Source organism: Streptomyces sp. NPDC054841 (assembly GCF_053611045.1).
Genome location: NZ_JBSGZO010000056.1, coordinates 14,096 through 29,855, shown reverse-complemented (window position 1 = coordinate 29,855; position 15,760 = coordinate 14,096). Strand labels below are relative to the sequence as shown.

Genomic DNA, 15,760 nt, shown 5'->3' with positions numbered 1-15,760 from the left:
GGGGCCGTGGCCGGGGACGGCGCCGCGGACGACGCCGCGGACGGCGCCGCCGGCCCGGACAACGTCGCGTACGCCGTCTTCACCTCCGGGTCCACCGGCAGGCCCAAGGCCGTCGCCGTCACCCACGCCGGGATCGCCAACCGGGTCGGCTGGACCGTGGAACGGCACCGGCTCGCCGCGGCGGACCGGGTGCTGCAGAAGACCACCATCGGCTTCGACGCGGCGGGCTGGGAGATCTTCGCGCCGCTCGTCTCCGGCGGCGCCGTCGTCCTCGCCCCGCCCGGGGCCGAGCGCGACCCCGGCGCGCTGCTGCGTTCCGTCGCCGCTCACGGCGTGACGGTCCTCCAGGTCGTGCCGTCGGTGCTGCGGCTCCTCGTCGACGAGGCGGACTGGAGCGGCTGCGGCTCGCTGCGGCTGCTCTTCTCCGCCGGCGAGCCGCTGCACGCCGAACTCGTGGCCAGGTCGCGGGAACGAGCCGGACACCCCGTCGAGGTCTGGAACACCTACGGCCCGACCGAGTGCTCCATCGACGTCACCGCCCAGCTCGTGGACCCCGCGCTCACCACCGGACCGGTGCCGATCGGCCGCCCCATCCCCGGAATGCGTGTCCTGGTCCTGGACCCGGCCGGTGTCCCCGTGCCGGTCGGGGTGCCCGGCGAGCTGTACGCGGGCGGAGTCGGCGTCGCCCGCGGCTACGCCGGGCGCCCCGGCCTCACCGCGGAACGCTTCGTGCCCGACCCGTACGCCACCGAGCCGGGTGCCCGGCTCTACCGCACGGGCGACCTGGTGCGCTGGCGTGCCGACCGCACCCTGGAGTACCTCGGCCGGCTCGACCACCAGGTCAAGGTCAACGGCGTCCGGATCGAGCCCGGCGAGATCGAGGCGGCGCTCGCCGCGCATCCGGCCGTGACCGGCGCCGTGGTCGCGCCCTACACGGCCGACGACGGCGGCAAGCGGCTCGCCGCTTACCTGACCGTGCGCGACCCGCTGGACACCGGCGAACTGCGCGCCTTCCTCGGCGAGCGGCTCCCCGAGAGCCACGTCCCGTCCTTCTTCCACACCCTCGACACCTTCCCGCTGACCGCCAACGGCAAGGTCGACCGGGCGGCACTGCCCTCGCCCGACGAGATCTCCGCGGACCGGCAGCCCGACTTCACCGCGCCGCGCGACGCCGCCGAGGAGCTCGTGGCCCGGGTCTGGTCCGAGCTGCTCGGGCTCGACCGGGTCGGTGTGCTCGACGACTTCTTCGCCCTCGGCGGCACCTCGCTCCAGCTGACCAGGCTCGCCGCCCGGCTGCGGGCCGCGTCCGGGGAGAAGATCTCGCTGCGCGGGCTGTTCGCGGCCACCACCGTCGAGGCCCAGGCCCGGCTCGTCGGCACCCCCGCGGCGGCCCCCTCCGGCGAGGCCGCGATCCGCCCCGTGCCGCGCGACGGGGAACTCCCGCTCTCCTCCGGCCAGCACCGTCTCTGGTTCCTGGACCGCATGCACCCGGGCAGCCCCGAGTGGGTCGCCCCGCTGTTCCTGCGGCTGCCCGCGGCGCTGAGCGCCGAGACGGTCGGCCGGGCCCTGGACGCGCTCGCCGCCCGCCACGAGCCGCTGCGCACCCGGTACCTGGACATCGGCGGCGAGCCGCGTCAGATCATCGACGCCCCCGGTGCCACCCGGGTGGAGCTGCGTGTCGAGGACACCGGCCACGACGGCGTCCCCGCCCTGTTCGGCGAGCAGTTCGCGCGCGGCTTCGACCTGGCCGCCGGCCCGCTGTGGCGGGCGCTGCTGGCCCGGGTCCCGGGCGAGGACCACATCGTGCTCCTGACGATGCACCACATCACCTGTGACGGCTGGTCGACCGTCGTCCTGGAGCGGGAACTGCGGGAGCTGTGCGCGGCGTACGCCGCCGGCCGGGAGCCCGCGCTGCCCCCCGTCACCGTCCAGTACGCCGACTACGGCGCCTGGCAGCACGCCCGCCTCACCGACGACGTCATCGAGGGCGAACTCAACCACTGGATCCGTGAGCTGGCCGGTGTCGAACCGGTCGATCTGCCCACCGACCGGCCCCGCCCCCCGGTGCGCGACCCGCACGGCGCCGTCGTCCCCTTCCGTATCGCCCCCGGCCTCGCCGCCGCGCTCACCGAGCTGGGCAGGGCCCACGGCGCGACGCCGTTCATGACGCTCCTCACCGCGTACGCCGCGCTCGTCGCCCGCTACAGCGGCCAGTGGGACGTCCCCGTCGGCACACCCGTCGCCGGCCGCACCCGCCCCGAGACCGAGGGCATGGTCGGCTTCTTCCTCAACTCGCTCGTCATCCGCTGCGGTCTGACCGCCGACCTGGGGTTCGCCGAAGCACTCGGCCGGGTCAGGGACGCGGCCCGCGCCGCGTTCGTCCACCAGGAGCTGCCCTTCGAGCGGCTGGTGGACGAGCTCCAGCCGGAGCGCGACCTGTCCCGTACGCCCCTCTACCAGGTGGCCTTCGACCTGCACAGCGAGGGCGTGACCAGTGTCGCGACCCGGGACGAGGACCTGGCCGCGTTCACGGCCGCCTGGCAGGTCGCCAAGACCGATCTGTCGCTGTTCATGCGGCAGACCCCCGAGGGCGCCCTGGACGGTGTGCTGGAGTACGCCACGGCACTCTTCGACCGGTCCACCGCCGAGCGGATGACCGGCCACTTCCTGACCCTGCTGGAACAGGTCGCGGCCCGCCCCGACACCCTGCTCGGCGTCGTCGAGCTGCTCTCCGCCGAGGAACGCCGGCGGCTGCTGACCGAGTGGAACGACACGGCCGACGACACCGCGGACCGCACCGACACGGTCACCGCGCTCTTCGAGGCCCGTGCCGGCGCCGCGCCGCGGGCGACCGCCCTGACCTCCGGCGCCGAGACCGTCCCGTACGGCGAACTCGACGCCCGCGCCAACCGTCTCGCCCAGCATCTCGTGGCCCTCGGTGTCGGCCCGGAGTCCCGGGTCGTCGTCCTTCTCGACCGCGGGCCGGACCTCGTCACGGCACTGCTCGCCGTGTGGAAGGCGGGCGGCGCGTACGTGCCGGTCGATCCGTCCTGCCCGGCCGAGCGCATCACCGCGATGCGCGAGGCGGCGAACGCCACGGTCGCGGTCACCTCGTCGGCGTACGCCGGCCGGTTCGCCGACGGCCCCCAAGGGCACGGCGCGGACGCGACCCTCGTGCTCGTCGACACGGACGCCGCGGCCGTCGCGGCCCGCCCCGCGACCGCGCCCGTCCGGACCGACGACCCCGACCTGCTCGCCTACACGATCTTCACCTCCGGCTCGACCGGCACCCCGAAGGGCGTGGAGGTCACCCACCGCGGCCTCGCCAACCACGTGCGCTGGGCGGCGAGGGAACTCGCCGGGGACGACTACGGCGGCGGCGCGCTGTTCTCCTCGGTCGCCTTCGACCTGGTCGTGCCCAACCTGTGGGCCCCGCTCGTCACGGGCCAGCGGCTCTTCCTGCTGCCGCAGGACACCGACATGTCCGAGCTCGGCAAGCGCCTCGCGGACGCCGAACCCTTCAGCTTCGTGAAGCTGACCCCGGGCCACCTCGACATCCTCGCCCTCCAGCTCAGCCCCGCCCAGGCCGGCGCGCTCGCCCCGGTCCTGGTCGTGGCGGGCGAGCCGTTCACGCGCGCCACCCTGGAGCGCTGGCGCGAGCTCGCCCCGGACACCCGGATCGTCAACGAGTACGGACCGACCGAGGCCACCGTCGGCACCTGCGTGTACCCGGTCCCGCAGGACGGCAGCGCGGGCACCGCCGATGTGCTGCCGATCGGCCTCCCGCTGCCCAACATGACGATGTACGTCCTCGATCCGGTCCTCCAGCCGGTCCCGGTCGGAGTGACCGGCGAGCTGTACGTCGGCGGCACGGGTGTGGCGCGCGGCTACGCGGGCCGCCCCGACCTGACGGCGGAGCGCTTCGTCCCCGACCCGTACGGCCCGCCCGGCGCCCGGCTCTACCGCACCGGCGACCTGGCCCGCAGGCTCGACGACGGCAACGTGGTGTTCCTCGGCCGCCTCGACGACCAGGTCAAGATCCGCGGCTACCGCGTCGAACTCGGCGAGGTCCAGGCGGTCCTGGCCGCCCACGCCGGGGTCCGCGACGCCGTCGTCACCGTCCGTACGACAGCGGCCGGTGAGAAGCAGCTCGCCGCCTACCTCGTCCCGGAGCCCGGCACCGAAGGACCCGACGAGCCCGCGCTCGCCGCACACTGCGCCCGGCAGCTGCCCGACTACATGGTTCCGGCGAGCTACACGCTGCTCGACGCGATCCCCGTCAACGCCAACGGCAAGGTCGACCGCCGGGCTCTCCCGGACCCGGACCCCGGGCGGCCCGACGACGGACACATCGCCCCCAGCGGCCCCGCGGAGGAGCGCATCGCCGAGATCTGGACCGAACTGCTCGGCGTCCAGGCCGGGGCCCACGACAACTTCTTCCACGTCGGCGGCAATTCGATCCTGGCGATCCGGCTCATCTCGCGCATCCAGCAGGAGTTCGAGATCGACTTCGCCGTCCGCACGGTGTTCGAAGGCCCGACGGTCGCCCAGCTGGCCGCCACCGTCGAGGAGCGCATCACGGCCCAGATCGCCGCGCTCTCCGACTCCGAACTCGCGCAGGACGTACTCGCGCAGGACGCCCCGACGAATGACGCACGCGCGCACGGCGCACGGCAGAACAAGGAGCACAAGGCATGAGCACCGGTGAGATGGAGAAGCCCGCGGTCCCGGCCGCTGATGCCGACGCGCTGCGCGCCGAACTGCTGCGCCGCCGCCTCGCGGGACGGCACGGCGGAGCCTCCCGCCGCACGGAGATAGCCCGCGCCGACCGCGAGGGCCGGCTGCCGCTGTCGTACGGACAGCAGCAGATGTGGTTCCTCAGCCGGCTCGAACCGGACAGCCCCGAATACCTCGTTCCGCTCGTGCTGCGGCTGCGCGGCCCGCTCGACACGGCGGCCCTCGGCCGCGCCTGGCAGGGTCTGGTCGACCGGCACGAGATCCTGCGCACCCGGTACGCCATGGACGGCGAGGAGCCCGTCCAGCTGATCGACGAGCCCGGCCCCGCCCCGCTGGAGCTGACCGAGGCCGGCGACGAGGCACAGGCCCGGGCGCTCGTCGAGGCGGATCTGGCCCGTCCGTTCGACCTCGGCAGCGACCGGCCGGTGCGCGCCCGGCTGATCCGGCTCGCCGACGACGAGCACGTCCTCGCCCTCGTCCTCCACCACATCGCCTGCGACGCCTGGTCCACCGGTGTCCTCGGCCAGGAGCTCAGCGAGCTGTACGCGGGCCGCACCCCGGCCCCCCTTCAGGTCCAGTACGCCGACTACGCCGCCTGGCAGCGCGCCGAGCTGACCGGCGAGGTCATCGGCCGGCACCTCGGCTACTGGAAGGAGCAACTGGCGGACCTCGCCCCGCTGGAGCTGCCCACCGACCGGCCGCGCCCCGCGGTCCGGGACGGCGCGGGCGACGCGGTCGCGTTCACCGTCCCGCAGGAGCTGGCCGACAGGCTGCGCGAGCTGGCGCACCGCCAGGACGTGACGCTCTTCATGCTCTTCCTGGCGGCCTACCAGCACCTGCTCGCCCGCTACACGGGCCGCGACGACATCGCGGTCGGCACGGTGGTCTCCGGCCGCGGGCGCCCCGAGCTCCAGCAGCTCATCGGCTACGGAATCAACAGCCTGGTGATGCGCGGCGACACCGCGGGCGACCCCGCGTTCACCGAACTGCTCGCCCGCACCCGCGCCACCGTCCTGGACGCCTACGACCATCAGGACGTCGCCTTCGCCCAGGTCGTCGAGGCGCTGCAGCCGGAGCGCGACCTGTCCCGCACCCCGCTGTTCCAGGTCGCCTTCACCATGCACGGCGAGCGCGGCTCGGCGTTCGCGTTCCCGGGCGTCGAGGTCTCCCCGTACGAGGGCAGCGGCCGGGTGGCCAAGTTCGACCTGGACCTCCAGATCCGCGAAGGCGCGGACGGCTCGCTCGGCGGGCATCTCGAGTTCGCCACCTCCCTCTTCGACCGGACGACGGCCGAGCGGATGACCGGCCATCTGCTGCGGCTGCTGGCGGGTGTCGCCGAGGCGCCCGCGGCCCGGCTGTCGGCGCTCGACATCCTCGGCACCGAGGAGCGCACCGTCCTGCTCGGCACGCCCGCCACGACCGCGCCCGTGACGCGTCGTGTGCACGAGGTGTTCGAGGAGCAGGCGGCGCGTACGCCGGAGGGCATCGCGGTCTCCTTCGAGGGCACACAGCTGTCGTACGCGGAGCTCAACGCGCGGGCGAACCGGATCGCCCGGGTGCTGCGCGACAAGGGCGTCGGACCGGAGACGCTCGTCGGGCTGTGCCTGGAGCGGGGGACCGAGCTGATCCCGGCGCTGCTGGGGATCCTCAAGTCGGGTGCGGCGTACCTGCCGCTGGACCCGGCGAACCCGGCGGACCGGCTGGCCTACATCGTCAGGGACGCCAAGGCCCCGGTGGTGGTCACCACCTCCGACGTCGCCGGTCTGTTCGACGGTGAGCCGGTGGACCTGGTCCGTCTGGACACCGACGCGGAGCACATCGGCGCGCAGCCCGCGCACGACCTGGGCGTGCCCGGCAGCCCCGAGAACCTGATCTACACGATCTACACCTCCGGTTCGACGGGCCGGCCCAAGGGCGTCGCGCTGACGCACGCGAACGTCGTGCGGCTGCTGGAGCGCGGGCAGGAGCACTACGCCTTCGGCCCGGCCGACGTCTGGCCGCTCTTCCACAGCTACGCGTTCGACGTGTCGGTGTGGGAGATGTGGGGCGCGCTGCTCAACGGCGGCCGGCTCGTCGTCGTCCCGTACGCGGTCACCCGCTCGCCCGAGGAGTTCACCGACCTGCTCGTACGGGAACGCGTGACGGTCCTCAACCAGACCCCGTCCGCGTTCCGTTCCCTCATCGGCACGACCGCCGAACTCTCGCTGCGCGCCGTCGTCTTCGCGGGCGAGAAGCTGGAGGTCTCCGAACTCCGCCCGTGGGTGGACCGGTTCGGCCTCGACGACATCGCGCTCGTCAACATGTACGGGATCACCGAGACCACCGTCCACACCACCTTCCACCGGCTCACCGACGCCGATCTGGCACCCCAGGCCGGGAACCCGATCGGCCGTCCGCTCGCCGACCTGCGGGTGTACATCCTGGACGCGGAGGGCCGGCCGGCCCCGGTGGGCGTGCCGGGGGAGATGTACGTCGCCGGTCCCGGCGTGGCCCGCGGCTACCTCGGCCGTCCCGAGCTGACCGCCGAGCGTTTCGTGCCCGACCCGTACGGTCCCGCGGGCTCCCGGCTCTACCGGAGCGGCGATCTGGCCCGCCGGCTCGCCGACGGCAGTCTGGAGTTCCTCGGCCGGATCGACGACCAGGTCAAGATCCGTGGCTTCCGGATCGAGCTGGGTGAGATCGAGACCGCGCTCGCCGCCCACCCGGGCGTCCGCGACGCCGTCGTACTCGTCCGCGAGGACACCCCCGGCGACCGGCGCCTCGTCGCCTACGTCACCGCCTCCGCGGACCACGGCCCCGCCCCCGCCCCCGCCCCCGCCCCCGCCGAGCTGCGTACCCATCTCGACGGCACCCTGCCCGAGTACATGATCCCCTCGGCGTTCGTCGCCCTGGGCGCGCTGCCGCTGACCACCAACGGCAAGCTCGACAAGCGGGCCCTGCCCGCCCCCGGCCAGGACGCCGTCGGCGCCGCCGGGTACGTCGCTCCGCGCACCGTCACCGAGGAGCGGATCGCGGAGGTGTGGGCCGAGGTCCTCGGTCTGGACCGGGTCGGGGTCGGGGACGGTTTCTTCGAGCTCGGCGGCCACTCGATCAGGGCCGTCAACCTCGTGGGCCGGCTCCGCGCCGCCGGGTACGACCTCGCCGTCCGGGACGTCTTCGAGTACCGGACCGTCGCCCGCGTCGCCGAGTTCGTCACCGGCCGCCCGGCCCCCACGGACGCCGACCGCACGGCGGAGCCGTTCTCGATGGTCCCGGCCGAGGACGCGGCCCGTCTCCCCGAGGAGCTCGCCGACGCGTACCCGCTGTCCCAGGTGCAGCTCGGCATGGTCGTCGAGATGCTCACCGACGACGGCCGCCACCCGTACCACAACGTCACGTCCTTCCGGATCCGGGACGAGCGGCCCTTCTCGCTCGACGCCCTGCGCGCTGCCGCCGAGGCCGTCGTCGCCCGGCACGAGGCCCTGCGCACCTCCTTCGACCTGTCGACGTACTCCGTACCGATGCAGCTCGTGCACACGGACGCCGAGATGCCCGTGGGCGCACGCGACCTCTCTCAGCTCACCGAGAGCGAACTCCGCCGTTCCCTGGAGGAGTTCACGGCCGAGGAGCGCTCCCGGCTGTTCGACCTGGCCCGGCCGCCGCTGCTGCGGCTGTACGCCCATGTGGCGGGCGACGGCAGCTGGTGGATCACCAACACCGAGTGCCACGCCATCCTCGACGGCTGGAGCCACCACTCCCTGCTGATGGAGGTCCTGGACGAGTACGGACGCATCCGCGACGGGCAGCGGCCCGCCGAGGGACGGCAGCCCGCCACCCGGTTCGCCGACTTCGTGGCCGCCGAGCTCGACGCCCTCGCCTCCGACACGTCACGCGCCTACTGGCAGACGGTCGTCGACGACTACGCGCGGCTCACCGTGCCCGCGCCGTGGCGGGGCGACCCCGACGACGACGGAGCGCCCCACCGCGTCCCGGTCCCCTTCCACGACCTGGAGGACCGGCTGCGGAAGCTGGCCGCGCGGGCCGGCGCCTCGCTGAAGAGCGTCCTGCACGCCGCCCACCTCAAGACCCTGAGCATGCTCACCGAGGAGGCCCGGTTCTTCAGCGGCCTGGTGTGCAACGCCCGTCCCGAGGTGCTCGGCGCCGACCGGGTCTACGGCATGCACCTCAACACCCTGCCCTTCGCCTACGACAGGACCGCCGGCACCTGGTGCGAGCTGGTCGCCCAGGTCTTCGCCCGCGAGATCGAGCTGTGGCCGCACCGCACCTTCCCGATGCCCGTCATCCAGCGTGAACTCGCCGACGGCGAGCGGCTGATCGACATGCGGTTCAGCTACCACGACTTCGACCAGGTCGACCGCGACCAGGTCGACTACCTCGCGAGCATCGACGACAGTCCCACCGAGTTCCCGCTGGGCGTATCGGCCCGGGTGGGCCATCTCGTCCTCACGGCGAGCCCGCGCGCGATCAGCCGCGGTGCCACGGACCGGCTCGCGGCGATGCTGCGCCAGGTCCTGGAGGCGATGGCCGCCGACCCCGAGGGCGACGCGCGGGCGTCGTTCCTGCCGGAGGGCGAGCGGGAGCGCGAACTGACCATCTGGAACGACACGGCGTTCGCGGCGGAGACCGAGCCGGTGCCCGCGCGCTTCGAGGCACAGGCGCGCACGACCCCGCACGCGGTGGCCGTGGTGCACGAGGCCGGGATGGTCTCGTACGAGGAGCTCGACGCGCGCGCCAACCGGCTGGCCCAGCACTTGGCCGGCCTCGGGGTCACCGCCGAGTCCCGGGTGGTGGTGCTGCTGGACCGCGGTCCCGAGCTGCTGACGGCGCTGCTGGCGGTGTGGAAGGCGGGCGGGGCGTACGTGCCCGTAGACCCGTCCTACCCGGCGGACCGCATCGCCGCGATGCGCGAGGCGGCCGGCGCACGGGTGGCCGTGACGTCGTCCGGGTACGCCGACCGTTTCGAGGACGGCCCGGTGCTCGTCGACACGGACGCCGCGGCGATCGCCGCCCGTCCGGCGACGGCCCCGGCCCGGGCCGACGACCTGGACCGGCTGGCCTACGTCATCTTCACCTCGGGTTCGACGGGCCGGCCGAAGGGTGTGGAGGTCACGCACCGGGGTCTGGCCAACCATGTGGCCTGGGCGGCCCGGGAGCTGGCGTCGCAGGGATCGGGCGGTGCGCCGCTGTTCTCCTCCGTCGCCTTCGACCTGGTCGTCCCCAACCTGTGGGCGCCCCTGGTCACCGGCCAGTCCGTGCACACCGTCGGCCAGGACGTCGACATGGCGGACCTGGGCGAACACCTCGTCGCCTCCGGCCCGTACAGCTTCATCAAGCTCACCCCGGGGCACCTGGACGTCCTCGCCCAGCAGCTTCCCGCCGACCGGGCGACGGACCTGGCTCCCGTGCTGGTGGTCGCCGGTGAGGCGTTCACCCGGGCCACCCTGGAGCGCTGGCGCGAACTGGCCCCGGACACCCGGATCATCAACGAGTACGGGCCGACCGAGGCGTCCGTCGGCACGAGCATCCACCCCGTGCCCCGGGACACCGCCGCCGACGTCCTGCCCATCGGCCTCCCCCTGCCCAATATGGCGATGTACGTGCTCGACGCGGCGCTGGAGCCGGTGCCGGTCGGGGTGACGGGTGAGCTGTATGTGGGGGGTACGGGTGTGGCGCGCGGTTATGCGGGCCGCCCGGACCTGACGGCCGAGCGGTTCGTCCCGGACCCGTACGGTCCGGCGGGCGCGCGGCTCTACCGCACCGGCGACCTCGTCCGCCGGCTCGACGACGGCAATGTGGAGTTCCTCGGCCGGATCGACGACCAGGTCAAGATCCGCGGCTACCGGATCGAACTGGGCGAGATCCAGGCCGTCCTGGCCGCCCACCCGGGCATCCGGGACGCCTTCGTCACCACCGTGGACGGCGAACTCGCCGCCTACTGGACACCGGGCGACATCACCGCCGAGTCGGTCCACGGGCATCTCGCCGAGCGTCTGCCGGACTACATGATCCCGGCCGGCCTCACCGGGCTCGACGCGCTGCCGCTCACCGCCAACGGGAAGGTCGACCGCAAGGCCCTGCCCGATGTGGGAGAGCAGCAGTCAGCCGACCGCCATGTGGCCCCGCGCACGGTGACGGAGGAGCGCATCGCGGCGGTGTGGGCCGAGGTCCTCGGCCTCGAACGGGTGGGCGTCGAGGACGGGTTCTTCGACATCGGCGGCCACTCGATCCGCGCCGTCGCCCTGGTCGGCGCCCTGCGCGCGGCCGGCTTCGACGTCGGCGTACGCGATGTCTTCGAGCACCGGACCGTCGCCGAACTGGCCCAGTTCCTGACCGGGCGGCCCGCGGTGACCGAAGTCGCCGCCCTGGTGGAGCCCTTCGCCCTGGTCGGCGCCGAGGACCGGGCCACGCTGCCGGCCGACGCCGTGGACGCGTATCCGCTCACCGAGGTCCAGCTCGGCATGGTCCTGGAGATGCTCGCCGACCGGGAGGCGCACGCCTACCACAACGTCTCCTCCTTCCGGATCACCGATGACGAGCCGTTCAGCGCGCAGGCGCTGCGCGGGGCCGCGGACGCGGTCGCCGAGCGGCACGACATGCTGCGCACCTCCTTCCACCTCGACACCTGGTCCCTGCCGCTCCAGGTGGTGCACGCCGCGGCACGGATCCGCGTGTCGGTGCGGGACCTGAGCGGATACGGAGCGGACGAACGGCAGGCCGCGATCGCGGAGTTCATCGCCGCCGAACGCGCCGACCTCTTCGACCTCGAACAGGCCCCCCTGCTGCGCATGACCGCACACGTCGAGGGCGACGGAGTCTGGCGTCTCGGGCTCACGGTCTGCCACGCCATCACCGAAGGCTGGTCGCACCGGGCCCTGCTGATGGAGCTGCTCGACGAGTACCGGCGCATCCGGGACGAGGGTCAGGACAGCGCAGGCCGGGCACAGCCCGATGCGCCCGGCCTGCGGTACGCGGACTTCGTCGCCGCCGAGCGCGCCTCCCTCGAATCGGCCGAGGACCGGGCCTACTGGCAGGACGTCATCGCCCGTAACTCCCGTTTCTCGCTCCCCGCAGGGTGGGCGGGCGACACCACGGCACCCCGCGAGAAGTTCCGGGTCGCCGTACCGCTGCAGGACCTGGAGCCGGGGCTGCGCGCCCTCGCCACCCGGGCCCGGGTCTCCGTCAAGAGCGTGCTCCTCGCCGCCCATCTGAAGGTGATGAGCATGCTCACCGAGGAGGACCGCTTCTTCACCGGCCTGGTGTTCAGCGCCCGACCCGAAGCACCGGGCGCGGACCGGGTGTACGGCATGTACCTCAACACCCTGCCGTTCGCCTTCGACCGTACGGCCGGCACCTGGACCGAACTGGTCACCCAGGTGTTCCTCCACGAGGCCGGGATCTGGGAGCACCGCCGCTACCCGATGCCCGCGATCCAGCGTGCGGCCGGTGCCGACCGGCTGCTCGACGTCCGGTTCAGCTACCAGGACTTCGATCACGTCGACGAGGAGCGGGTCGACATCGCGGACAGCTCCGGTGAAGGGGCGACCGAGTTCGGCCTGGCCGTCTCCGCGGTCTCCGGCTACCTGCTGATGACCACCCACACCCATGTGCTGTCCCGGGACAACGCCGACCGGCTGACCGCCCTGTACACGGCCGTCCTGACCGCCATGACGGCCGACCCGGACGGCGACGCCCGGGCCGCGTACCTGCCCGACGACGAGAGGCAGCGGCAGCTGGCCGAGTGGAACCGGACCGAGTACACCCCCGAGTCCCGTACCGTGCTCCAGCTCTTCGAGGCCCGGGCCGCCGGGGCACCCGCCTCAGCGGCGGTCGTCCACCGGGACGCGTCCGTCACGTACGGGGAACTCGACAGCCGCGCCAACCGGCTGGCCCACCACCTGCGGGACCTGGGGGTGTCCCCCGAGTCCCGGGTCGCCGTACTGCTGGACCGGGGCCCCGACCTGATCACCGCGCTGCTCGCGGTGTGGAAGGCGGGCGGCGCCTATGTGCCGGTCGACCCGTCCTATCCGGCGGAGCGGATCTCGGCGATGCGCGAGGCGTCCGGCGCACGCGTGGTGGTGACGTCGTCCGGGTACGCCGACCGTTTCGAGGACGCCCCGGTGCTCGTCGACACGGACGCCGCGGCGATCGCCGCCCGTCCGGCGACGGCCCCGGCCCGGGCCGACGACCTGGACCGGCTGGCGTACACCATCTTCACGTCCGGCTCGACGGGCCGGCCCAAGGGCGTGGAGATCACCCACCGGGGTCTGGCCAACCATGTGGCCTGGGCCGCGCGGGAGCTGGCGTCGCGGGGCACGGGCGGTGCGCCGCTGTTCTCGTCGGTCGCCTTCGACCTCGTGGTGCCCAACCTGTGGGCGCCGCTGGTGACGGGGCAGTCCGTGTTCACCGTCCCGCAGGAGACCGAACCGGCCGGCCTCGGCCGGGCCCTGCTGGCCGGCGCCCCGTACAGCTTCGTCAAGCTGACCCCGGGGCATCTGGAGCTGCTCAGCGGGCAGCTCACCACCGAACAGGCGGAGGAACTCGCCGCGGTACTGGTGGTCGCCGGTGAGGCGCTGCCCGGCGCCGTGGCGGACCGGTCGCTGGACATCCTCGGACCCGGCAGGCTGATCAACGAGTACGGGCCGACCGAGGCGTCCGTCGGGACCTGTGTGTTCCCGGTGACCGCCCCGTCCGGCCGCGATGTGGTGCCGATCGGGCGTCCTCTGCCGAACATGGCGATGTACGTGCTCGACGCGGCGCTGGAGCCGGTGCCGGTCGGGGTGACGGGTGAGCTGTATGTGGGGGGTACGGGTGTGGCGCGCGGTTATGCGGGCCGCCCGGACCTGACGGCCGAGCGGTTCGTCCCGGACCCGTACGGTCCGGCGGGCGCGCGGCTCTACCGCACCGGCGACCTCGTCCGTCAACTCGACGACGGCAATGTGGAGTTCCTCGGCCGGATCGACGACCAGGTCAAGATCCGCGGCTACCGGATCGAACTGGGCGAGATCCAGGCGGTCCTGTGCGAACACCTGGGCGTCCAGGAGGCGTTCACCGGTGTGTACGAGCCGACGCCGGGCGACAAGCGTCTGGTCGCGCACTGGGTGCCGGTCGCGGGGCACGCACCGGAAGCCGGCGAGCTGGCTGACCACTGCGGGGTGCGGCTGCCCGAGTACATGGTCCCTTCGGCGTTCGTCCGGCTGGATGCCCTGCCGCTCAACGCCAACGGCAAGGTCGACCGCAAGGCACTCCCGGCCCCCGACCGGGGCGCCCTGAGATCCGGGACGGAGCATGTCCCGCCCCGTACGGAGACCGAGAAGACCCTGGCCGCGATCTGGTCGGAGGTCCTCGGGGTCGAGGACATCGGCATCCACGACCGGTTCTTCGACCTGGGCGGCCACTCCCTCCTGATGATCAAGGTGCTGGCGGCGGCCCGGAAGTCCGGCCTGACGGTGTCGGTCTGGCGCATGTACCAGCACGAGACCCTGATCGATCTGGCCGCGGCGGTCGACGAGGACATGGCCCCCGAACCCGCCGATGCCGGTGCGGTGGAGGCCACGGGCCGCGACGCGGACGCAGCGGCGCACCCCGGCGAGGCACCGGCGTCGGCCGTCGGTGGCGCCGCGACCGTCGAGGTGTCCGCCGAACTGCTCGCCGCGCTGGTCGCACGGGCGGCGGGGGAGGGGGAGCGGCCGGATCAGGGGCCGCTCGCCGAGGCCGCCGCGCTGCTGGCCGCCGCCGGGGCGAGTGAGCCGGAAGGGCCGGCCCCCGTCGGGGCGAGTGAGCCGAAGGAGCGCGCCGCCGTCGACAGTGGCTCCAGCGTCCCGGAGGCGAACCGAGCCCCAGGAACAGCGTCGGCCGCGCCGGACCTCGTACCCGGGCTCGCCGAGGTCATGGCGCAGCACCGGGTGCCCGGCGCCGCCGTCGCCGTACTGCGGGACGGAGAACTGGCCGGGGTCCACGGGTACGGCGTGCTCGGCGCGGACGGGGACTCGCCCGTGACCGCACGGACGCTGTTCCAGGTCGGTTCGCTGAGCAAGCACGTGACCGCACTGGCCGTGCTGCGGCTGGCCGCCGACGGCAGGATCGACCTCGACGAGGGCATCGACCGCCGTCTGACCAGCTGGCGCCTGGCGGACGACCCCGCCGCACCGGGGACGGTCACCGTCCGGCACCTGCTCGGCCACCGCGCCGGACTCGCCCGCCACCGCAGTGTCGGGTTCCGGCCCGGTGAGGAACTGCCCTCGCTCCTGGACCTGCTGGAGGGCAGGCCGCCCGTCCGCACCCCGAGAGTCCGCAGGGAACTGGTGCCCGGCTCCACGTTCCGCAAGAGCAGCACCCACTACTGGGTGCTCCAGCAGCTGCTGGAGGACGTGACGGGTGAGCCCTTCGAGGCGCTGATGCGACGCCTGGTGCTGGATCCGCTCGGGCTCCGGGACAGCAGCTTCGACCAGGAGTTCCCGACCGCCTCCGGGCTGCCGGTCGCGCTCGGCCACGACGGTCACGGCACCCCCCTCAAGGGCGGCTGGCGGCGCCGGGCGCACCTCGCGGCGGCCGGTCTGTGGACCACCGCGGGGGATGTCGCCGCCCTGACGCTCGCCGTCCGCCGGGCACTTCTCGGTACGGACAAGGAGTTGTTGCCGCAGGCGGTCGCCCGGGAGCTGCTCGCCGGAGAGACCGGCAGCTTCTACGGACTCGGCACGATCGTCGACGACACCGGTGACGACCTGGAGTTCGGCCACGGCGGCGAGCCGGCCGGCTACTGGAACATGGCGATCAGCCGCCTGCACGGCGGAACGGGCTTCGTCGCGCTGACCAACGCCGACTCCGGCAAGGCCGTCGTCAAGCACCTCACCGCCGAACTCGGCCGCCAGGACACCACGTTCGGAACCGGCACGCTCGCCGCCGAATGGGGCACGGCCGCCGGCCGCCCGGCAGGCTCCCTGCCCTCCGTCCTCGCCCCCGTCGTCACCGACGAGGACCGCGCATGAGCACCACGGCACCAGGGCCTGTCTTCCGGATCTTGCCG

General features: G+C 73.5%; 2 protein-coding genes. Both read left to right on the top strand.

Annotation, left to right across the window (positions count from 1 at the left end):
- On the top strand, positions 1 to 4,698 hold a 4,698-nt coding region (locus tag ACWGI8_RS11165), incomplete at its 5' end, for an amino acid adenylation domain-containing protein (protein ID WP_453659892.1).
- Positions 4,695 to 15,722, top strand: a complete 11,028-nt coding sequence (locus ACWGI8_RS11160; protein WP_453659890.1) for an amino acid adenylation domain-containing protein — start codon at positions 4,695 to 4,697, stop codon at positions 15,720 to 15,722. The genes ACWGI8_RS11165 and ACWGI8_RS11160, both read left to right, overlap by 4 nt.
- Positions 15,723 to 15,760: the final 38 nt, after the last annotated feature.